Origin of the sequence: Streptococcus sp. 5905 (genome assembly GCF_013276505.1) — a bacterium.
Classification (GTDB): Bacteria; Bacillota; Bacilli; order Lactobacillales; family Streptococcaceae; genus Streptococcus.
On sequence record NZ_VMLC01000003.1, the window covers coordinates 162,078 to 182,587 of the forward strand.

Below are 20,510 nucleotides of genomic sequence, written 5' to 3' on the forward strand. Positions count from 1 at the left end.
TTTAGTTTTCAAGCGCTTCTCTCACCCACTGGATACGTTCAACTGCGATATCACTTGGAATGGTACAATCTGCCCCAAGTACCAAGCCCTGTTCCCCAGCTTCTGCAACTAGTTTCTTTGCCTCAGCCTGAATGGCATCCTTGCTACCAGTATACAGCAAGCCTGTCTTGCCATTTTCGAATCCTCCAAGAACCGTACGTCCCTTGAAAATCTCGCGACCTTCCTTGAGAGTGATTCCCTCTGGTCCTACAGCCCAGTTAAAGACTTGGGCTGGATAATCTGCAAAAAGATGAATATCATTTCGCGCCCCCTCGTAGCCACAGATATGAAGAACAGTGACGCCACCAACAGCACTAGCTGCTTCCAGAACAGTTATCTCGCTAGGTGCAATGACGGCTTGATAATCTGCTGCCGACACTCGTTGATCTTGGATACTCTGCACGCTGAGGTAGATTCCATCAGCACCAGCCTCTTCGATAACAGCTCGGCTGAGACTCGCAATATCCTCTGCAATCACATCCAACACCTTCTTAAGGGCTTTAGAATCTTCCACCAGAAAGTCTGCAATAAGGTCATCCCCGCCAGACACTTCCCCAAGCAGCCACTTGAGATAGGTCACAGGAGCAAAAATATTGTAAATCGCAACGATATCTTCTGTAAACTCTTGCTTGATTTTCTTAACCAAGTCCACCTGCTCTTTTATCCAAGCGTGATCTGGTCCGAGTGGTTGAATGGTCGCCAATTCTTGAAGTGATTTGCCTTTGGCAATCGCTGGATTTGGATAAGCAAAGTAGCCATCACTCATGAGTTTGATAAAGTCCGGCTGAACTTCTCGGATAAAGCGCTTATGGCCCTCTATATTCTTCTCGATAATGGCTGGATTTGAGAAACCGTGTAGCCATTCGTCTTCGGATGTGAAATGGTGCCAAAAGCCAACTGGCACACGTTCAACCTTTTCACCTCTAAATGCTTTTAAAACCCATTCTTTTTTTTCTGACATTCTTATTCTCCATTTCTTACTTTTTCAACTAATAAACTGCTTGCGATATCATTCGAACGTAGAAAGGGGAGACTGGACTTGGAAAAATTCTGAACTCCACGACATCTCTCTCCATTTTTGCAGTGCCCATTTTTTACGACACTTATGGTGACCAAGGCCAGCAAACCGACAACTGCAATGAAGATACCCCATCTTTTACTTTTCATAGCTCCTCCTTTTAGAGAACAGCTGCCTGCCGAATCCAGTCCAACCTCTCTAAGTCAAAGTCATCTGGAACAGTACAGTCAGCTCCCAGAAGAACGCCTTTACTACCAGCCTCAGCCAGCAACCGCCTTGTTTCATTTTGCAATTCCTCCCTGGAACCTTGATAAAGCAAGCTTTTCTTGCCATTTTCAAATCCACCTAAAACGGCCTTACCTGGAAACAACTCTTGACCCTGTATCAAACTAACATCCTCATGATGAGTCGCCCAGTTGACAACTTGAGCTGGATAGTCCTTAAATATCGTCACATCATTGCTCGCACCTTCAAAACCACAGATATGGAGGATATTAGTGCCACCAACCTGATTAGCCGCCTTTAAAACTGCTATATTGCTCGGTTCGATATAGGTTTGGTAGAGTGCTGGTGTGATGCGCTCATCTTGAATTTCCTGGGTGCTGAGGTAAATCCCGTCAACACCGCCTTGCTGAATGATTTTCTGAGTTAGGATAGCAATATCTCCTGCAATCACATCTAGAATCGCTCTGAATTGCTCAGGATTTTCAAGCAATAGATCAGCCACTTCCCTATCTCCTCGAGAAGTTTCTGTACGGAACCAGCGCTTGAGGTAGGAGATCGGTGAAAAGATATTGTAGAAAGAAGCAATCTCTTCGGTAAAGGTCTCTCGAATCGCTTGTACCACTTCCACCTGTTGCTGAATCCATGGGTGTTCCTCACCAATCGACTCAATAGAAGCCAGCTCCTGAATGCTTGCAATCTTAGGACTATAGACATTACTTGGATAAAGGAAAAAACCATCGCTCATAATTTTGACAAAATCAGGGCGAATCCTTTCCACATAGTTGCGATGTCCTTCAACACTTTTTTGAAAGATACGTGGATTATTTAATCCCTGCCCCTTTTCTTCGAGTGTTACAAAATGAAACCAAAATCCCACAGGAACTCTTTCCACTTCATCGCCTCGAATCGCTCTAAAGACTAAATCTCTTTTACTTGCCATACCTTTCTCCTTCCATTTGGATTGAAACCATCTTACCACTCCTTTTCCCCTTTTCCCAATATATATTGACTATTGACTCGATTGGAAATTTTTATATCTATAAAGAAAAACACCTTAGAAATCCCTTTAAATCAGGTTTTCTAAGGTGTTTATACTCATTGTTTTAAAATGATGTTCTCTACGATATGAAATTTTTATAAGCTTGATAAGAATTATTTATACTCAGTCTTATTCCACTGTTACTGACTTGGCAAGGTTACGCGGTTTGTCCACATCGAGACCACGGTGGAGTGTTGCAAAGTAAGCGACCAATTGCGTTGGTACGACCATTGAAATTGGTGAGAGGTAAGGGTGTACGGTCGTAAGGACGATATCATCTGTATCTTTAGCAACATTTTCTTCTGCGATAGTGAGAACCTTGGCACCACGGGCTGCGACCTCTTGGATATTTCCACGAGTGTGGTTGGCAAGAACTGGATCTGACAAGAGGGCCAAGACAGGCGTTCCTTCTTCAATCAAGGCAATCGTTCCATGCTTGAGTTCTCCTGCCGCAAAGCCTTCACACTGGATGTAAGAAATCTCTTTAAGCTTAAGACTCGCTTCCATAGCTACGTAGTAGTCTTGACCACGTCCGATATAAAAGGCGTTGCGAGTTGTTTCAAGAAGCTCTCGAACCTTGGCATCAATCGCTTCCTTCTCAGAAAGAGTTGATTCGATAGACTGAGCCACGATAGACAACTCACGAATCAGGTCAAAGGCTTGTGCTTTAGCATTGCCATTTGCTTCACCGACCGCTTTTGCAAGGAAGGCAAGGGCTGCAATTTGCGCTGTATAAGCCTTGGTTGATGCCACGGCGATTTCAGGACCCGCGTGAAGGAGCATGGTATGGTTGGCTTCACGTGAAAGAGTCGAACCGGGTACGTTTGTCACTGTCAAGCTTGGGATGCCCAATTCATTGGCCTTAACCAAAACCTGACGGCTGTCAGCTGTTTCACCAGACTGGCTGATAAAGATGAAGAGTGGTTTTTTGCTGAGAAGTGGCATACCGTAACCCCACTCAGATGAAATTCCAAGTTCCACTGGTGTATCTGTCAATTCTTCCAACATCTTCTTAGAAGCAAATCCTGCATGGTAAGACGTTCCAGCTGCAAGGATGTAGATGCGGTCCGCACCTTGAACAGCCTTAATGATAGCTGGGTCCACTACTACTTGACCAGCCTCATCTGTATAGGCTTGGATGAGTTTACGCATCACAGTTGGTTGCTCATCGATTTCCTTGAGCATGTAGTAAGGATAAGTTCCCTTACCGATATCAGACAAGTCAAGCTCGGCAGTATAGCTAGCACGCTCACGGCTGTTGCCGTCATAATCTTGAACTTCGACACTATCAGCCTTAACGATTACCAACTCTTGGTCATGAATTTCCATGTATTGGTTAGTCTCACGAATCATAGCCATAGCATCTGAGCAGACCATGTTGTAGCCATTTCCAAGACCGATCAAAAGTGGTGATTTATTTTTCGCCACATAGATGACTTCAGGATCTTGTGAATCAACCAAGGCAAAAGCATAAGAACCACGGATGATGTGAAGGGCTTTTTTAAAGGCTTCAAGAACTGAGAGACCATCTTCTTCTGCAAATTTTCCAATCAAGTGAACAGCGATTTCCGTATCCGTTTGCCCCTTGAAGTGGTGACCTGCAAGGTATTCTTCCTTGATCTCAAGGTAGTTTTCAATCACCCCATTGTGCACCAAGACAAAACGTCCTGTCTCAGAGCGATGTGGGTGAGCATTGTCCTCAGTTGGTTTCCCGTGAGTCGCCCAACGCGTATGCCCAATACCAGTTGTCCCCTCAACACCAGCTGTCTTAACAGACAATTCTGCGATACGACCGACAGCTTTGACTAGATGATTTTCAGCACCACCTAGAACAAAAATCCCCGCAGAATCATAGCCACGGTATTCAAGCTTTTCAAGCCCTTGAATCAAAATATCAGTTGCATTTGTGTTTCCAACAACACCGACAATTCCACACATAGTATATACGACACAGACCAGCTGTGCTTTCTCCTTAAATTGGTATAGTCTGATTTTCCTTTTACAGAACCAGCAAAGACAGTATATACTTGTTTTTCTCACTTGTCAAGCATAAAAATTGGTATAGCTTTTTAAAATGCCATCAGAGCAAGATTTCACTTGAGAACTGACAAGTAGGATTCGATTACTTATAATAGAGAGAGGAGGTAGTTACCATGTGGTTTTTCTTCGCACTTTTATCTGCTGTCTTTGCAGCCTTAACTTCTATTTTAGCCAAGATTGGGATTGAGGGAGTTCCATCCAATCTAGCAACAGCCATTCGTACGGTCGTCGTCATTCTTATGGCTTGGGCTATGGTTTTCTTGACCAATAGTCAGACTGAGATTGTCAATATCAGTAGAAAAAGTTGGTTCTTTCTCATCCTGTCTGGTTTGGCAACGGGTGCCTCCTGGCTCTGCTACTACAAGGCCTTGCAGATGGGCAATGCGACTGAGGTATCTGCTGTCGATAAATTCAGTCTCGTCATTACACTCGTTTTAGCCTTTTTCTTTCTACAGGATGTCCTGACGTTTAAAACAATCATTGGCTGTATACTGATTACGATTGGGACCTTGGTGATGATTTTGTAATCCTCTCCCCCTCCCTATATGACCTCCCCAAAAAAGTTAGATAGTTTTGGGGTGTTTTGTTACGTCTAAATTTATAAGTAGAGGAAATCAGCTTCAAGCGTCTAGCAAAAAGGAGAGAACCAAATTGGTTCCCTCCAAGATGTGGTTTTTCATCATCCCACTACACAGTTGACAAAAAACTAATTATCCCAAGTGGCTAACTTCGACTTGAAATTTTGCCTTTCTAAATCTGAATGTGGTAAACCGATGACTGACTTTTGACTAATCTAAGAGCATCATGGAATCAATAAACAATTTCTTTGTGAAATAACCATTTTTAATTAAGTAAGCTGTATATTTTGCTCTTGTGACCATTTGATCATACTCTTCTGCCGTACATTCCTGAACTACACGGCTAGCTTCTTCCAAACTGGACACGACAAAGCCCAAACCTTTCTCACGGATATAGTCCACATTAGAAAGATAGTCTGGCACAACCACAGGAATACCCGCAGCCAGATAAGTTGTCAACTTATAAGAAACATTTTCTTTGTAGTAGTCACGCTCTTCCGCAGGATTTTCGGAATTTCCCCATACTAGGCCAAAACCTCCTCCTTTAGACAACTCCAACAATAATTCCTGCTGAGTTCGCCAACCTTCAAGATGGACTTTGGAATAATCTACTCCCTCTGCTCTCGTAGCATAAACATGAAGGGGGGTACTGTGTTTCCAGTCAACAATATGTGGAAAACGAGATGGGTCTCCTGAGAAGATTAATTTTTTCTCAAATTTTGGAGTATAGAGCTCCAAACCATGGGGAAGATCCCAGAGTGTTTGAACAACGTAGTTCTTGACGGTTAATCCCTCTGAAACGAGTTTCTGGTACATTTGTTCGGATGGTACTACCACCACATCACATTTATTATACATGTCAATGTGGGCCTTCATAAGATAATAATTGCTCTCAAACATTAGTGGCTGAACATCATGGATAAACATCACCATTTTTACATGAGAAAGCTTTAACTTTTCTATCAAGTGATTGTCCCATTCAACACTATTCCATGAAGGAGATTGGAAAAAAACGACATCTCCATAAGATACCCCCGCGACAATTCCATCCATTCGCGAGTTCAGTTCTTCCCACGGTTCATGGCTTGCATCATAAAAATATATCCCCAGTTCGTTAACTCCAAAGTCTCGAACAATTTTCATGACATTGTTCTGCGCCATCAAGGCAACACTCGTTGATGCTTGCCCAAATAAATTTGTGAAATGTACTTTCATTGTTTTCTAAATCCTCGTCTCAGTAATTTCTCTAAACATTGTATCATAATTTACGACTTTTCAAAAGCGTTTACATGCCAATTTTCAAGCTCAAGTTAGTTACTTGGGATAATTTCCCCAGGAGTCTTATCTTCCAAGAACAATAAGGATATCCTTAATAGACGTTTTTCTCACTCAATCTCACAAATTCGGTATCTTTGTTAGCTATGATAGATTGAATGAGTTGTTCCTGTTGAGTATATAATTTTTTGCATCTTTAGATTTCTCTGCTCATCTTGTGATGATTACAAACTCACATATAGAATTCTTATGTAATCAAGTCACTAACTTCTTTTCAAAGATTTGAGAAAGTGAGATTTTTCCATTTTTCTTGCCAATTTTTCTTGGATAATCGTGTTTGATAGAGTTTCATTCGGTCTTCATTTTCTAAGAAGTGAGGAGTCGGGTGAACTTGAAACTTTAAAATATCCTCTAAACCATAAGGTGCAAAGAGCTCTAAAGTGGAATCTTCATTCAAGCGTAGGCCTACCGCTGTACATCGTTCTGGATACTTACTCATAGCATCACGAGAACTCGTGTAAGGCGCTGTGTGGGGACTGTGCAGATGCATATAGACCTGATTTTTCAACTCCCACTGATACTGGGGAAAATCCTCTCTCAGCTTGCTCTCTAGGAATACTGTTTCCTCATAAGAAACATCTGGATCAAAGAAAATCACATCCACATCCGTTTCACGGTCAAAAGGGGATTTGTCTGACAAGAGATTCCAGATGAAATTTCTAACCGAACCCGCTGCCAACCACGAATCTTTCAGACCAAGGTTACGAATGATGGTCAGAATGGTCATCATATCTGGATTTTCTCTGAAAGCATCTAGAATTTCTTGTTCATTTTTCATTGTATTCATACCCTAAATGCTCATATGCCTTAGCTGTCGCCACCCGTCCAGAACGAGTTCGCATGATAAAGCCTTTTTGGATTAGGTAAGGTTCATACATATCTTCGACCGTCTCACGCTCCTCTGCAATATTAACAGAAAGGGTTCCTAAACCGACAGGACCACCACCGTACATCTCAATCATGGTACGAAGGATTTTCTGGTCCACATAGTCTAACCCCTCATGGTCTACATCCAGCATGGTCAAAGCCTTATCAGTAATGACATCATCAATTAATCCATCCCCCATAATCTGGGCAAAATCGCGCACGCGCTTGAGGAGGCGATTAGCAATACGGGGAGTTCCCCGACTACGCAAGGCCAGCTCAGCAGCTGCCTCATGGGTGATTTCCATCTCAAAAATATCTGCCGTCCGCTCAACAATTTCCGTCAAGTCAGCGTGGGCATAGTATTCCATATGACCTGTAATCCCAAAACGTGCTCGTAGCGGATTTGAGAGCATCCCCGCACGTGTCGTAGCCCCAATCAAGGTAAAAGGTGGCAAGTCTAAATGGACGCTGCGACTGCCCTCACCAGCCCCAATCATAATGTCAATGTAGAAGTCCTCCATGGCACTATAGAGCACCTCTTCCACCGACATGGGCAAGCGATGAATCTCGTCAATAAAGAGGACGTCCCCAGGCTCCAAATCATTCAAAATCGCTACCAAGTCACCCGCTTTTTCAATGACAGGACCAGACGTTTGCTTGAGATTGACACCTAATTCGTTAGCAATGACAAAGGCCATGGTCGTTTTCCCCAAACCTGGAGGCCCAAATAAGAGCACATGGTCCAGCGCTTCATCCCGCATTTTAGCAGCTTCGATAAAGATTTGCAGCTGATCCTTGACCTTATCCTGACCGATATATTCACGTAAATACTGAGGACGGAGCGTACGTTCTACTAACTCCTCATCCCCCATTATCTCATTGTCTAAAATTCTACTCATGCCTCTATTATATCAAAAATCCAAGCCACAAACAAAAAAGCCACCTGATTGGGTGGCCTCTTTAGGGAGATTATTATGAAAAAGAAAGGATTAGGATTTCATTAAATAAAGTTAGGAGGTCTTTATCTAATGACTATATGATACACGAGGAGACTTAAAATTACCTTAACTTTTTTCTGATTTATCATTTTTTTAGAAAAATTTTTTCCAAATGAAATTTCCTTTCTCAAGTCACAAAAAAGCCACCTGATTGGGTGACTTCTTTAGGAGATTATGATGAAAAAGAAAAGTTTAGGATTTCATTAAATAAAGGGTACTCAATGAAAATCGAAATCAGACTAGGCAGATAGACGAAAGCATAACTATAGTTAGCTAAGTCGACTCTAACGAAGGTTGATGAGATTTTCGAAGAGTATTAGGAGGTCTTTATTTAATGACTATATAATACACGAGGAGACTTAAACTTTGCTTAAGAAAAAACAAAATTTTTTATTTTTTTCGATCGCCCCAAATCATTCCTGTGCAATCATAAGTAGATAAGGTTTCAAATCCCAGTGAACGATAAAATCCCAAGTTTTTTTCTGTTTCTTCGGTCACTAGTTGGACTTGATAGGCATCTTTGTAATCACCTAAAGCCTCTTTCATCAAGTTGCTGCCAATCCCTTGGCGCTGATAGCTAGGCAAAACGATCAAATCCTGGACAAAAACCGATGAAAAACCATCTCCGACCAAACGGACCAAGCCCACCACGGTACCGCCATCAAGTGCCAGATAAATCGCTAATGAGTGAGACAAGGCCTTCTCCAACATCTGGGGTTGATGTGTATAGTTTGTCCAACCGACTGCCTGATAGAGATGCAAAACATCCTCTAGCTTGACGATTTCTTGCCTTCTAATAGTAATCATCTCAACACCTCTTAGAATTCTCTCAAGCTCTTGTACTGCCGTCCATTCTTGTCAAAATTTTTAGGAGCCAACCATGCTTCCAAACGAGCTTTGACTTGAGGCCAGTCCTTATCAATCATAGAGAGCCAATCCGTATCTCTAGTTCGCCCCTTATAAACGACAGCCTGACGGAAGGTTCCTTCATAGACAAAGCCCAAACGTTCCGCAGCTCGTCTGGATGGCAAATTTAGAGCATCGCATTTCCACTCATAGCGACGATAGTTAAGCTCCTCGAAAACATAGCGAGCTAGGAGATATTGAGCCTCTGTCCCTATACGTGTTCCCCTGAGTTCTGGAGAAAAAGTGACAGCTCCCACTTCTATTACTCGGTTATTCTGGTCAATGCGCATGAGAGAAAAAGTTCCCAAGGCCTTACCAGTTGCCTTGTCTATAATCGCATAGTAAAAACGGTCCTTACGAGCTAACATCTGATTTAAGACGGTAACCAGTTCCTCCATATCTGCCACCGGCTCCTGAAAGAGGTAGGTCCACATCTCTCGAGGAGTATCTGGACCATAAACATCTAATAAATCCTCCGCATGCTTTTCTACCGAAAGAGCCTCTATCCGAGCATAACGCCCTTCTAAAAAATCAATAGCAGGCAATTTACCTGTTGTGTGGCTAACCACAGCCTCACCAATCATCTGACCATATTCGTTTATTGGCATTGCTTTCTCCTTGATTTGCTTTTCAAACTTTACAGTTGCACATAGTATATCATACTTTCATGAAAAAATTCAAAAAATCCTCCAGATTCTACTCTGAAGGATTCCTATCTTATTTCACAACGATATTAACGAGTTTAGTTGGCTCAAACAGTTTGAGGAACTGTTTGAGGTTGGAAATCAGCAAATAAATTGGTTATTTCACAACGATATTAACGAGTTTGTTAGGTACCGCAATCACCTTCACGATTTCCTTACCGTCAATCTCCGCTTTGACTTTTTCGTCAGCCAGAGCAATTTCTTGCAATTCTTCGCGTGATAGGTCTTTCGCAACCATGAGTTTGGCACGAACTTTTCCTTTGATTTGGACAACGATTTCGATTTCGTCTTCAACCAATTTGCTTTCGTCCCATGTTGGCCAAGCTACATAAGAGATGGATTCACCTGTTGCAGCAACAGTTTGCCAGAGTTCTTCTGCCAAGTGAGGCGCAAATGGGGCAATCAATTGGATAAAGCCTTTGGCGTAGTCTACATAGAGTTTGTCTTCCTTGTTAGCCGCATTGACAAAGACCATAAGTTGGGCAATAGCTGTATTGAATTTCATAGCCTCGATTTGCTCAGTGACAGATTTAACTGTTTCATTGTAGACCTTGTCAAGAGCACCATTGTTTTCCGAAGCGATTTCTTTACTTGTAATCAAACGGTAAACACGGTCGAGGAATTTACGGCTTCCTTCCAGGCCTTCTTCTGACCAAGCAATCGAAGCGTCAAGTGGTCCCATGAACATTTCATAGACACGAAGGGTATCGGCACCGTATTGTTCCACTACGTCGTCTGGATTGACAACGTTCTTGAGGGATTTAGACATCTTGGCTGGTGCTTGCTCCAACTCTTCCCCTGTCTCCACATGGAAGAAAGAACCATCACGTTTTTCAACCTTGTCAGTCGCCACAAGAGCCCCACGGTGGTCACGGTAGCTTGTTCCCAAAATCATCCCTTGGTTAAAGAGTTTTTGGAATGGTTCCTTAGTCGGAACAACACCGAGGTCATAGAGGAATTTGTGCCAGAAACGAGCATAGAGCAAGTGAAGAACGGCATGCTCTGCCCCACCTACGTAGATATCTACTGGCAACCATTGTTTGAGGAGATCCTCATCGGCCAATTTTTCTGTGTTATGTGGGTCGATATAGCGGAGGTAGTACCAACTTGAACCTGCCCATTGTGGCATAGTGTTTGTTTCACGACGACCTTTGACACCATCTTCACGAATCACTTCAAGCCAGTCTGTCAAGTTAGCCAATGGGCTTTCCCCTGTACCTGAAGGACGGATATCCTTGGTGACTGGCAAGACAAGTGGCAATTCACTTTCAGGAACAGCTGTTGAAGTCCCATCTTCCCAATGAATGATTGGAATTGGCTCACCCCAGTAACGTTGACGACTAAAGAGCCAGTCGCGGAGACGGTAGGTAACTTTTTCTTGACCACAGCCTTTTTCTTCCAACCAAGCCACAATTTTAGCAATCGCTTCTTCTTTGTTCAGTTCATCTAGGAAGTCAGAGTTGACGTGAAGACCGTCTTCAGTATAGGCAGCTTCTGCTACATTTCCACCTTCAAGTACTTCTACGATTGGAAGGTCAAATTGTTTAGCAAATTCCCAGTCACGTTGGTCATGGGCAGGCACGGCCATGACAGCACCTGTTCCATAGCTAGCAAGAACATAGTCTGCTATCCAGATTGGGATTTCCTTGCCATTGACAGGGTTGATGGCATAAGCACCAGTCCAAACCCCTGTTTTTTCTTTGGCAAGGTCAGTACGAGCCAAGTCTGACTTGAGGCTAGCTTGGTGTTTATAGTCCGCAACTGCATCAGCTTGCTCTGGGCTTGTGATGACATCTACCAGTTCATGCTCAGGAGCTAAGACAGTGAAAGTCGCACCGAAAAGGGTGTCAGGGCGAGTAGTAAAGACGGTGAATTCCTTGTCAGTCCCTTTCACTTTGAAAGTTACATTGGCACCAGTGGATTTGCCAATCCAGTTGCGTTGCATATCCTTGATAGATTCTGGCCAATCCAACTCATCCAAGTCATTGAGCAAGCGCTCTGCATAGGCAGTGATTTTAAGCATCCATTGACGCATTGGTTTGCGGACAACTGGATAGCCTCCACGCTCAGAAGTTCCGTCAGGAAGAACTTCTTCGTTGGCGATGGCAGTTCCCAACTCTTCCACCCAGTTAACTGGAACTTCCGCTTCATAGGCCAAGCCTTTTTCGTAAAGCTTGGTGAAAATCCATTGCGTCCACTTATAGTAGTTTGGATCTGTTGTGTTGACTTCACGATCCCAGTCGTAAGAGAAGCCAAGCGCATTGATTTGGCGTTTGAAGTTAGCAATATTTTCCGCTGTAAATTCTGCTGGGTCATTCCCCGTATCCATGGCGTATTGCTCTGCAGGCAATCCAAAGGCATCCCAACCCATTGGGTGAAGGACATTGTAGCCTTGCGCACGTTTGTAACGGCTGAGGATGTCGGTTGCAGTATAACCTTCTGGGTGTCCTACGTGCAATCCAGCTCCTGAAGGATATGGGAACATATCCAGAGCATAGAACTTTGGTTTTGAAGCATCTGTTCCTGTCTTAAATGTATGATGTTTCGCCCAGTAGCCTTGCCACTTAGGCTCAATTTCCTTATGATTGTAAAAACTCATGCTATTTCTCCAATTTTATGATGTTACTATTATACCATTTTTGGGGGAATTTGAAAGTCGAGAAATGCTCTTTTAGACTTGGATAACAAGAAATACTGAGTCGCCAATCTAACTTATTTAACAGTAAAAAAATTAGCTCCTAATCGGAGCTAACTTCTATTAACTATTTGTTTCTTCCATCTTCTCACGTCCCAGCTCCCGATAGCTACGGTCACCAACAACTTCTACGCTAAACTGACCGTCCTCATATTCAAGAATCGTCACGCTACCATTATCGAGACCATGCGGATGCATACCATTAATCAGATACACAATGGTACCAATCGTCATTCCATGGCTCACAACGAGAGCATTGCCCCCACCTTGTTCTTCCATTTCTTTGGCAATCGCTTCAAAGCCTTCCTTGATTCGACTACTGAGTTTTTCCCAACCTTCTGCCCAGCCAGCTGTATCAACCTCTACCAAACCTTCTGCTAGCTCTGCATAGGACAACTGATGAACATGGTCTACATTGAAAATTCTCGGAATCAACCCCATAAAGAGGTCCCCATCATAGGCTCCATCAAAACTACCAAAACACCACTCACGGATTCGCTTATCCATTCGATAAGGAATTTTCCCCTGCAAGCCAAGTTCTTCCAGGATAATTCCCATGGTTTGAATAGTGCGCCCTGAATCACTGGAATAAGCTCGGTCAAACTGCAAGCCAGACTCTCTCAAGCCAATTCCTAGCTCATGGATTCCCAACTCACCTTCTGCTGTTAGAGGTGTATCACTCCATCCTTGCGCACGTCCAATCGTGTTAAACATCGTTTTTCCATGACGGACCAAGTACAATCTTACTTTAGACATTTTCTATCCTCCATTTTCTTCTATTATATCATGGATCAAAGAAATATTCGGCTTTCAACAGTAAAGTCCGCTCTCGTAATTTTCCCACAAGAAAAGCTACCCTTATGGTAGCTTTCCTAGGAGATTATTATGAAAAAGTTTAGGATTCTAATTAAATAAAGTTAGGAGATCTTTATTTAATGATTATAAGTATACACAGTCATCCTTAAACTCAACTTAAATTCTCTCTCTCTTTTTTATTAATTTTTAAAACTATGGATTGGAGCAGGAATTTGGCCTCCACGAGAGATGAAATCGACAGACGAAGCCCCGTTAACCTTCATCACTGGAGCTGTCCCTAGCAAACCACCAAACTCAATCACATCGCCTTCTTTTCCCTTTGGAATGATACGAACAGCTGTTGTTTTCATGTTAATAACACCGATTGCCGCCTCATCCGCAATCATAGCCGCAATGGTTTCAGCAGGTGTATCTTCCGGAATGGCAATCATATCCAGCCCAACAGAACAAATAGCTGTCATGGCTTCCAGTTTCTCTAAATTCAGAGAGCCATTTTGCACCGCAGCAATCATCCCCTCATCTTCAGAAACGGGGATAAAAGCACCTGACAAGCCACCGACTTGGTTACAAGCCATCACTCCGCCCTTTTTAACTTGGTCATTCAAAAGAGCGAGGGCAGCCGTCGTCCCATGCGTGCCAACTGTTTCTAGGCCCATTTCCTCAAGGACACGAGCCACAGAATCTCCAACTGCAGGAGTAGGTGCCAAACTTAGGTCGACAATTCCAAAGTCAACACCAAGGCGTTCACTCGCCATTTGCCCAACCAGCTGACCGATACGAGTAATCTTAAAGGCCGTTTTCTTGACCGTCTCGGCTACTACATCAAAGCTCTGTCCACGAATTTTTTCTAAGGCACGCTTGACCACACCAGGACCCGAAACCCCGACATTGATGATAACATCTGCTTCACCGACACCGTGGAAGGCTCCCGCCATAAAAGGATTATCCTCAACGGCGTTAGCAAATACGACCAACTTGGCCGCACCCATATCTGATAGCGCAGCTGTTTCCTTGATGATGCGTCCCATATCTGCAACCGCAGTCATGTTGATGCCTGACTTGGTTGAGCCGATATTGACGGACGAACAAACCTTGTCTGTCTCAGCTAGAGCGCGGGGGATAGAATTGATGAGAATCTCATCTCCTTTTTGGTAGCCTTTTTGTACCAAAGCCGAAAAACCACCAATAAAGTCAACACCAATCTCCTTGGCAGCCTTGTCAAGTGCCTTTGCCAAAACGACATAGTCTGTCGCATCAGTCGCTGCTCCAATCAAGGAAATCGGAGTCACCGATACCCGTTTATTAACAATAGGAATCCCTAGTTCCGCAGCAATTTCATCTCCTACAGCCACTAGATTTGCAGCTTTAGTGGTGATTTTTTGATAAATCTTTTCAGCAGCACGTTCAATATCTGGATCAATACAGTCCAAAAGGGAAATCCCCATGGTGATGGTTCTGATATCAAAGTTCTGCTCTTCGATCATGGCAATGGTTTCAGTAACTTGTCTAATATCCATGATAACCTCCTAGATATTGTACATAGCATCAAAAATCGCTGCACTTTGAATATTGATTTTAACATTCAAGGTCTGACCGAAAGTTTCAAACTCATTTCTGAGAGAGGTAAAATCTTGTTTTTCATCACTTGATACGACCGCCATCATGGTAAAGTATTCATCCAACACAGTCTGAGAAATATCGTCAATATTCAAACCCAACTCTGCAATCTTCGTAGACACGCCTGCAACAATCCCAGCCTTGTCCTTGCCAACCACTGTAATAATAGCCTTCATTCTTATACCCCATTTCTACGATTTTTAGAAAACCTGAACGTTTTTGATTTTCTTTTCCCCTAGTATAGCACATTTCCATAGAAAATACTAAAAAACGCCTGCTTACGAAGTTGTTCTTAAACAAAAAACAATTTCGTAAACAAGCGTCTACCCTATCAAATGATGATGAGTGTTCCCGCTAGGACCGAAGTCCCAGCGGTAGACCAGAGCTAGACTAAGAGCACAAGACTCCATCATCATAACACTCAACAAAATTGATGATTTTATACTAATTCGATGATCGCCATTGGCGCTGCATCACCACGACGTGGTTCAGTTTTAAGGATACGAGTGTATCCACCGTTACGTTCAGCATAACGAGGTGCGATTTCTGAGAACAATTTTTGAAGTGCTGTAGTAGAAGTGTACTTATCAGTTGCTTCATCATAGTTTTCAGATGCGATTTCATTACGTACGAAAGCAGCTGCTTGACGACGTGCATGCAAATCACCACGTTTACCTAGAGTAATCATTTTTTCAACAGTTTTACGGATTTCTTTAGCACGAGCTTCAGTTGTCACGATTGATTCGTTAATCAAAAGGTCAGTTGTCAAATCGCGAAGCATTGCTTTACGTTGTGAGCTAGTGCGTCCTAGTTTACGGTAAGCCATGTATTCCTCCTTTATTTATCTTTTAATCCAAGACCCAAGTCAATGAGTTTGAGTTTCACTTCTTCCAAACTCTTGCGTCCAAGATTTCGTACTTTCATCATCTCTGCTTCAGATTTTTCTGTCAAATCATGCACAGTGTTGATACCGGCACGTTTCAAACAGTTGTATGAACGCACAGACAAGTCCAGTTCCTCAATCGTACGATCCAAAATACGATCGTCAGATTCAGTATCAGCTTCTTTCATCACTTCAGTTGACTTAGCAATCTCAGTAAGATTTGTAAACAAATCAAGATGTTCTGTCAAGATTCGTGCTGAAAGCCCTAAAGCATCTTCTGGAATAATTGTTCCATTAGTCAAGATTTCAAGGGTTAATTTGTCAAAACCATCGTTGCTACCTACACGAGCAGGTTCAACTTGATAGTTGACTTTTGTAACTGGTGTATAAATAGAATCTACAGCAAGTGTTCCAACTGGTGCATTATCTTTTTTGTTTTCATCAGCAGGTACATATCCACGACCACTGTTAACAGTCATTGTCGCTTTTAGAGAAGAACCTTCACCGATTGTAAAGAGATAATGATCTGGATTTACAATCTCAATATCACTGTCAGTCAAAATGTCTCCAGCCGTAATTTCAGCAGGGCCTTCAACGTCAAGCTCAATGATTTTTTCGTCTTCAACGTATGATTTCACTGCAATCCCTTTAATGTTCAGAATGATTTGCATCACGTCTTCACGAACACCTGGAACTGTGTCGAACTCATGCAAGACACCTTCAATGTTGATAGATGTCACTGCTGCTCCTGGTAGAGAAGCTAGTAGTACACGACGAAGAGAGTTACCAAGAGTTGTACCGTAGCCACGTTCAAGTGGTTCGATTACAAACTTGCCATAATCTTTATTTTCATCAATTTTTGTTATATTTGGTTTTTCAAACTCGATCATTTAGTTACTCCCTCTTAAACGAAAAGCAGTGTAATGCAATGATTATACACGGCGACGTTTTGGAGGACGAGCACCATTGTGTGGCACTGGAGTCACATCACGAATTGCTGTTACTTCAAGACCAGCGGCAGCAAGCGCACGAATAGCTGACTCACGACCAGAACCTGGACCTTTTACAGTAACTTCAACTGATTTAAGACCGTGTTCTTGTGCAGATTTAGCAGCAGCTTCAGAAGCCATTTGAGCAGCGAATGGTGTAGATTTACGAGAACCTTTGAAACCAAGAGCACCAGCTGATGACCAAGCGATTGCATTACCATGCACATCAGTAATCATAACAATAGTGTTATTAAATGTAGCGTGAATATGAGCAATACCAGATTCGATATTCTTTTTCACACGACGTTTACGTGTTGGTTTAGCCAAGACTTTTACCTCCTATATTATTTTTTCTTACCAGCAATCGCAACAGCTTTACCTTTACGAGTGCGAGCGTTGTTTTTAGTGTTTTGTCCACGGACAGGAAGTCCACGACGGTGACGAATACCACGGTAAGAACCGATTTCCATCAAACGTTTGATGTTCAAGTTTACTTCACGACGAAGGTCACCTTCAACTTTGATTGCATCCACTTCACGACGGATAGCATCTTCTTGATCTGATGTAAGGTCACGTACACGAACATCTTCTGAGATTCCAGCAGCAGCCAAAATTTTCTTAGATGTTGCAAGTCCGATACCATAAACGTAAGTCAATGAGATTACTACGCGTTTGTCATTTGGAATGTCAACTCCAGCAATACGAGCCATGTTTTCTCCTTTCTATCTTATCCTTGACGTTGTTTGTGTTTTGGATTTGCTGGGCAAATTACCATAACACGACCATTACGACGAATTACTTTACAGTATTCGCAAATTGGTTTGACCGATGGTCTTACTTTCATTTCTTATCCCTCCAAGTTTTTCGATTATTTAAAGCGGTAAGTGATACGTCCACGTGTCAAGTCATATGGACTCATCTCGACAGTAACACGATCTCCCGCTAAAATACGAATATAGTTTTTACGAATTTTACCAGAAACTGTTGCTAAAATCTGATGTCCATTTTCAAGTTCAACCGTAAACATTGCGTTAGGCATTGTATCAACTACTTTGCCTTCAACTTCAATCACATCGTCTTTTGCCACGCAAAAGCACCTCCATAAATTTCGATTTGATGCCTCTAAACACAGAGACAACAATTATAAGTCAGACTATCTCAGTATAACATTTGTAGCGATTTTTTGCAAGTGTGAAAAACGCTTTATTTCAAATTTGTCAATACTTTTTCGATGTCCTTGAACACATCATTGATATCTTGATTTCCTTCGATATCGTGGACCAAACCTTTAGCACGGTAGTGTGCAATAATGGGTTCACCTTGGGCGATATTGACATCCAAACGACGCTTAACTGTCTCAGGTTTGTCATCTTCGCGTTGGTAGTAATCTTCTTCTTTGTAGTCAGCTGGTGGGTTAAAAACTTTATGGAAGGTTTCACCTGTTTTGCGGTGGATGATACGGCCACTCAAACGTTCCAAGAGAGAGTCTGGATTCACTTCGATATTGATCACACCTTCTAGTTCAATACCAAGTTCAGCCAATGTTTTATCCAAGGCATGAGCTTGTTCAATCGTACGTGGGTAACCATCTAACAAGAAACCTGTTTCTTTGATATCATCCTGTGAAAGGCGTTCTTTAACAATTCCATTTGTAACTTCATCTGGAACCAACTCACCTTTGTCGATGTATGACTTTGCAAGCACACCCATTTCAGTTTGATTTGCCATAGCAGCACGGAACATATCCCCAGTTGAAATGTGTGCCACGTGGAATTGTTCCACAATTTTAGCTGCTTGCGTTCCCTTACCTGCTCCAGGTAAGCCCATAATCAAAAGATTCATGATCTGATCTCCTTATTTTGTATTTAAATAGAAGCAAAAAGCTAGTTTCAACTCCTATTTAAAAACAAAATAGAAGAGGGGAGACGAAAGTCTCTCTTATAGATAGACCTTCATACTCCACTCTCTAAGCAAAAGTAGTCTTGCTTTTATTCTGTTTTGTCCATGAAACCAACATACTTACGTTTCAATAGGTAACCTTCTAGCTGTTTGATTCCTTCGATACCTGTCGAAATAATGATCAAAAGACTAGTTCCCCCAAAAGCAACCGCTTCTGAGAGTCCAAAGACATCTTTTGCTACAATCGGCAAGATTGAAATCACACCAAGGAAAAGGGAACCGACGGTTGCAAGGCGACGAAGAAGTTTTGACATAAACTCTTCTGTTCCCTTACCAGGACGGACACCGTGGATATAGGCTCCGCTCTTTTGCAAGTTTTCTGCTGCTTTCTCTGGATTGATCTGTACAAATGTATAGAAGAATGTAAAGAGAATGATTAACAAGGCATACATAGCAACACCTGTCGGAGATGTTGTAGATAACATTTCCTGTGCTGTACGTACCCAAGCCCAATCATGACCTGTAGCACTCAAAAACTGAAGAATGGCCGCAGGTGCTGCTGTAATGGAACTTGCAAAGATAACTGGGATAACACCAGCAGGATTGACCTTCAAAGGAAGGTAAGAACTGGATGGAGCACCTTGAGCAACTTTTGTATATTGGATCGGAATTTTATATTCTGCCTGTTGTACATATGTTGTAAAGTAAACAATCAATAAAACAGCGATAATGAGAATAACGACAAATACAATAGATGACATCAACCGATCACTTGGAATATTGACAAAATAGTCCACATAGATACCATGAATCATCTCTGGAATTGAAGCCACAATCCCAGCAAAGATAATCATAGACACTCCGTTACCATATCCCTTATCAGTGATTTGCTCCCCGAGCCAAGTAACAATCATAGTACCTGCAGTCAGGATAATACCAATCGTAACAAAGACTTGAGGGGTTAGATCTGTCGTTAATAATTTTGCACCAGATAGAGTATTAAAACCAGCAGTGATTCCGATTGATTGCACAAACGCAAGTACAAGTGCAATATAACGAGTCGCTTGGTTTATCTTTCTCCGTCCTACTTCCCCCTGCTTGCCCCACTCTACAAACTTTGGAACAATATCCATTTGTAGCAATTGAACAACAATGGAAGCTGTGATATACGGACTCACACCGAGTGCAAAAACCGAGAAGTTCTTCATGGCATTCCCTGAAACTAAACTAAGCATGTTCAAGAAGGATAATCCACTCAAAGCTTCCAGACTTTTTGCATTCACACCTGGTACAGTAATACTAGTCCCAATACGGAAGACAAGTATGATAAAAATCGTAAAGAGAATTTTTGATCGTACTTTCTTAACCTTGAGAGCCTCTTTTAATAATTTAAAAAACATAGGTCACCTCTCTAGATGACTTCTACTGAACCACCTTTAGCAGTGATAGCTTCTTCAGCTGTTTTAGAGAATTTAGCTGCTTTCACAGTCAACTTCTTAGTCAACTCACCGTTACCAAGAATCTTAACGCCTGATTTTTCAGCCTTTACAATTCCTGCTTCGATAAGAACAACTGGAGTAACTTCAGTACCATCTTCAAAAACGTTCAATTGATCAAGATTTACAATTGCGTATTCTTTAGCGTTGATGTTAGTGAATCCACGTTTTGGAAGACGACGGAACAATGGAGTTTGTCCACCTTCAAAACCAAGGCGAACTCCGCCACCGCTACGAGCTTTTTGACCTTTTTGACCGCGACCAGATGTTTTACCGTTACCTGATGAAGTACCACGACCAACACGGTTACGTACTTTACGAGAACCTTCTGCAGGTTTCAATTCATGAAGTTTCATTTTTATTTTC

The 20,510-nt window shown here is 42.3% G+C and carries 23 protein-coding genes; 1 reads left to right on the forward strand and 22 read right to left on the reverse strand.

The features are described from left to right. Nucleotide 1: 1 nt before the first annotated feature. From HT680_RS06375 to glmS, 4 genes are all read right to left on the reverse strand, one after another. The gene (locus tag HT680_RS06375) at nucleotides 2–1,000 is read right to left on the reverse strand and encodes a uroporphyrinogen decarboxylase family protein (RefSeq protein ID WP_173259093.1); all 999 of its coding nucleotides are present in this window, start codon (nucleotides 998–1,000) and stop codon (nucleotides 2–4) included. Nucleotides 1,001–1,002: 2 nt separating this feature from the next. Continuing rightward, entirely contained in the window at nucleotides 1,003–1,206 is a 204-nt protein-coding gene (locus tag HT680_RS06380) for a hypothetical protein (protein WP_173259095.1), read from the reverse strand. Nucleotides 1,207–1,217: 11 nt separating this feature from the next. Next, nucleotides 1,218–2,222: a uroporphyrinogen decarboxylase family protein gene (locus HT680_RS06385; protein ID WP_173259097.1), complete on the reverse strand. Its 1,005-nt coding sequence runs from the start codon at nucleotides 2,220–2,222 to the stop codon at nucleotides 1,218–1,220. Nucleotides 2,223–2,450: 228 nt separating this feature from the next. Beyond that, nucleotides 2,451–4,259 carry a glutamine--fructose-6-phosphate transaminase (isomerizing) gene (gene glmS / locus HT680_RS06390; RefSeq protein WP_173259100.1) on the reverse strand — a complete coding sequence of 603 codons (1,809 nt, stop codon included), beginning with the start codon at nucleotides 4,257–4,259 and terminating at the stop codon, nucleotides 2,451–2,453. A gap of 215 nt (nucleotides 4,260–4,474) precedes the next feature. On the opposite strand from glmS, the gene HT680_RS06395 reads away from it, so the two are divergent. Continuing rightward, complete coding sequence (locus tag HT680_RS06395; protein ID WP_173259102.1) at nucleotides 4,475–4,888, forward strand: EamA family transporter; 414 nt, start codon at nucleotides 4,475–4,477, stop codon at nucleotides 4,886–4,888. Between the two features lie 261 nt (nucleotides 4,889–5,149). Here HT680_RS06395 and HT680_RS06400 read toward each other — a convergent pair whose 3' ends face one another. The 18 genes from HT680_RS06400 to rplO all read right to left on the reverse strand — a co-directional run bounded on the left by HT680_RS06400 (nucleotide 5,150) and on the right by rplO (nucleotide 20,500). Further along, the gene (locus HT680_RS06400) at nucleotides 5,150–6,154 is read right to left on the reverse strand and encodes a sugar transferase (RefSeq protein ID WP_173259104.1); all 1,005 of its coding nucleotides are present in this window, start codon (nucleotides 6,152–6,154) and stop codon (nucleotides 5,150–5,152) included. A gap of 334 nt (nucleotides 6,155–6,488) precedes the next feature. Beyond that, entirely contained in the window at nucleotides 6,489–7,061 is a 573-nt protein-coding gene (locus HT680_RS06405; RefSeq protein ID WP_173259107.1) for a nucleotidyltransferase family protein, read from the reverse strand. Next, a complete protein-coding gene (gene ruvB, locus HT680_RS06410; protein WP_000086800.1) occupies nucleotides 7,042–8,040 on the reverse strand; it encodes a Holliday junction branch migration DNA helicase RuvB in 999 nt (332 codons plus the stop codon). Before ruvB ends, HT680_RS06405 begins: the two co-directional genes overlap by 20 nt. A gap of 489 nt (nucleotides 8,041–8,529) precedes the next feature. Next, nucleotides 8,530–8,946: a GNAT family N-acetyltransferase gene (locus HT680_RS06415; protein ID WP_173259109.1), complete on the reverse strand. Its 417-nt coding sequence runs from the start codon at nucleotides 8,944–8,946 to the stop codon at nucleotides 8,530–8,532. 11 nt (nucleotides 8,947–8,957) lie between these two features. After that, nucleotides 8,958–9,653: a GNAT family protein gene (locus HT680_RS06420; RefSeq protein WP_173259111.1), complete on the reverse strand. Its 696-nt coding sequence runs from the start codon at nucleotides 9,651–9,653 to the stop codon at nucleotides 8,958–8,960. A 193-nt stretch (nucleotides 9,654–9,846) separates the two neighbouring features. Next, a complete protein-coding gene (leuS, locus tag HT680_RS06425) occupies nucleotides 9,847–12,348 on the reverse strand; it encodes a leucine--tRNA ligase (protein WP_173259113.1) in 2,502 nt (833 codons plus the stop codon). Nucleotides 12,349–12,507: 159 nt separating this feature from the next. Beyond that, complete coding sequence (locus tag HT680_RS06430) at nucleotides 12,508–13,200, reverse strand: histidine phosphatase family protein (protein ID WP_173259115.1); 693 nt, start codon at nucleotides 13,198–13,200, stop codon at nucleotides 12,508–12,510. A gap of 239 nt (nucleotides 13,201–13,439) precedes the next feature. Then, entirely contained in the window at nucleotides 13,440–14,777 is a 1,338-nt protein-coding gene (locus HT680_RS06435; protein WP_173259117.1) for a PFL family protein, read from the reverse strand. A 9-nt stretch (nucleotides 14,778–14,786) separates the two neighbouring features. Next, nucleotides 14,787–15,053 carry an ACT domain-containing protein gene (locus HT680_RS06440; RefSeq protein ID WP_000644108.1) on the reverse strand — a complete coding sequence of 89 codons (267 nt, stop codon included), beginning with the start codon at nucleotides 15,051–15,053 and terminating at the stop codon, nucleotides 14,787–14,789. 263 nt (nucleotides 15,054–15,316) lie between these two features. After that, complete coding sequence (gene rplQ, locus HT680_RS06445; RefSeq protein WP_000331493.1) at nucleotides 15,317–15,703, reverse strand: 50S ribosomal protein L17; 387 nt, start codon at nucleotides 15,701–15,703, stop codon at nucleotides 15,317–15,319. 11 nt (nucleotides 15,704–15,714) lie between these two features. Continuing rightward, nucleotides 15,715–16,650 carry a DNA-directed RNA polymerase subunit alpha gene (locus HT680_RS06450; RefSeq protein ID WP_000568993.1) on the reverse strand — a complete coding sequence of 312 codons (936 nt, stop codon included), beginning with the start codon at nucleotides 16,648–16,650 and terminating at the stop codon, nucleotides 15,715–15,717. A 42-nt stretch (nucleotides 16,651–16,692) separates the two neighbouring features. Continuing rightward, nucleotides 16,693–17,076 carry a 30S ribosomal protein S11 gene (gene rpsK, locus HT680_RS06455; protein ID WP_001118385.1) on the reverse strand — a complete coding sequence of 128 codons (384 nt, stop codon included), beginning with the start codon at nucleotides 17,074–17,076 and terminating at the stop codon, nucleotides 16,693–16,695. A 17-nt stretch (nucleotides 17,077–17,093) separates the two neighbouring features. Beyond that, nucleotides 17,094–17,459, reverse strand: a complete 366-nt coding sequence (rpsM, locus tag HT680_RS06460; protein WP_000090781.1) for a 30S ribosomal protein S13 — start codon at nucleotides 17,457–17,459, stop codon at nucleotides 17,094–17,096. 17 nt (nucleotides 17,460–17,476) lie between these two features. After that, nucleotides 17,477–17,593: a 50S ribosomal protein L36 gene (gene rpmJ, locus HT680_RS06465; RefSeq protein WP_001808836.1), complete on the reverse strand. Its 117-nt coding sequence runs from the start codon at nucleotides 17,591–17,593 to the stop codon at nucleotides 17,477–17,479. A gap of 24 nt (nucleotides 17,594–17,617) precedes the next feature. Beyond that, nucleotides 17,618–17,836: a translation initiation factor IF-1 gene (gene infA, locus HT680_RS06470; protein WP_001029883.1), complete on the reverse strand. Its 219-nt coding sequence runs from the start codon at nucleotides 17,834–17,836 to the stop codon at nucleotides 17,618–17,620. 116 nt (nucleotides 17,837–17,952) lie between these two features. Beyond that, nucleotides 17,953–18,591, reverse strand: a complete 639-nt coding sequence (locus tag HT680_RS06475) for an adenylate kinase (protein ID WP_173259119.1) — start codon at nucleotides 18,589–18,591, stop codon at nucleotides 17,953–17,955. A 146-nt stretch (nucleotides 18,592–18,737) separates the two neighbouring features. Then, nucleotides 18,738–20,048, reverse strand: coding sequence for a preprotein translocase subunit SecY (gene secY / locus HT680_RS06480; protein ID WP_173259121.1), 1,311 nt, complete (start codon nucleotides 20,046–20,048; stop codon nucleotides 18,738–18,740). A gap of 11 nt (nucleotides 20,049–20,059) precedes the next feature. Further along, entirely contained in the window at nucleotides 20,060–20,500 is a 441-nt protein-coding gene (gene rplO, locus HT680_RS06485) for a 50S ribosomal protein L15 (protein WP_000766092.1), read from the reverse strand. Nucleotides 20,501–20,510 lie beyond the last annotated feature (10 nt).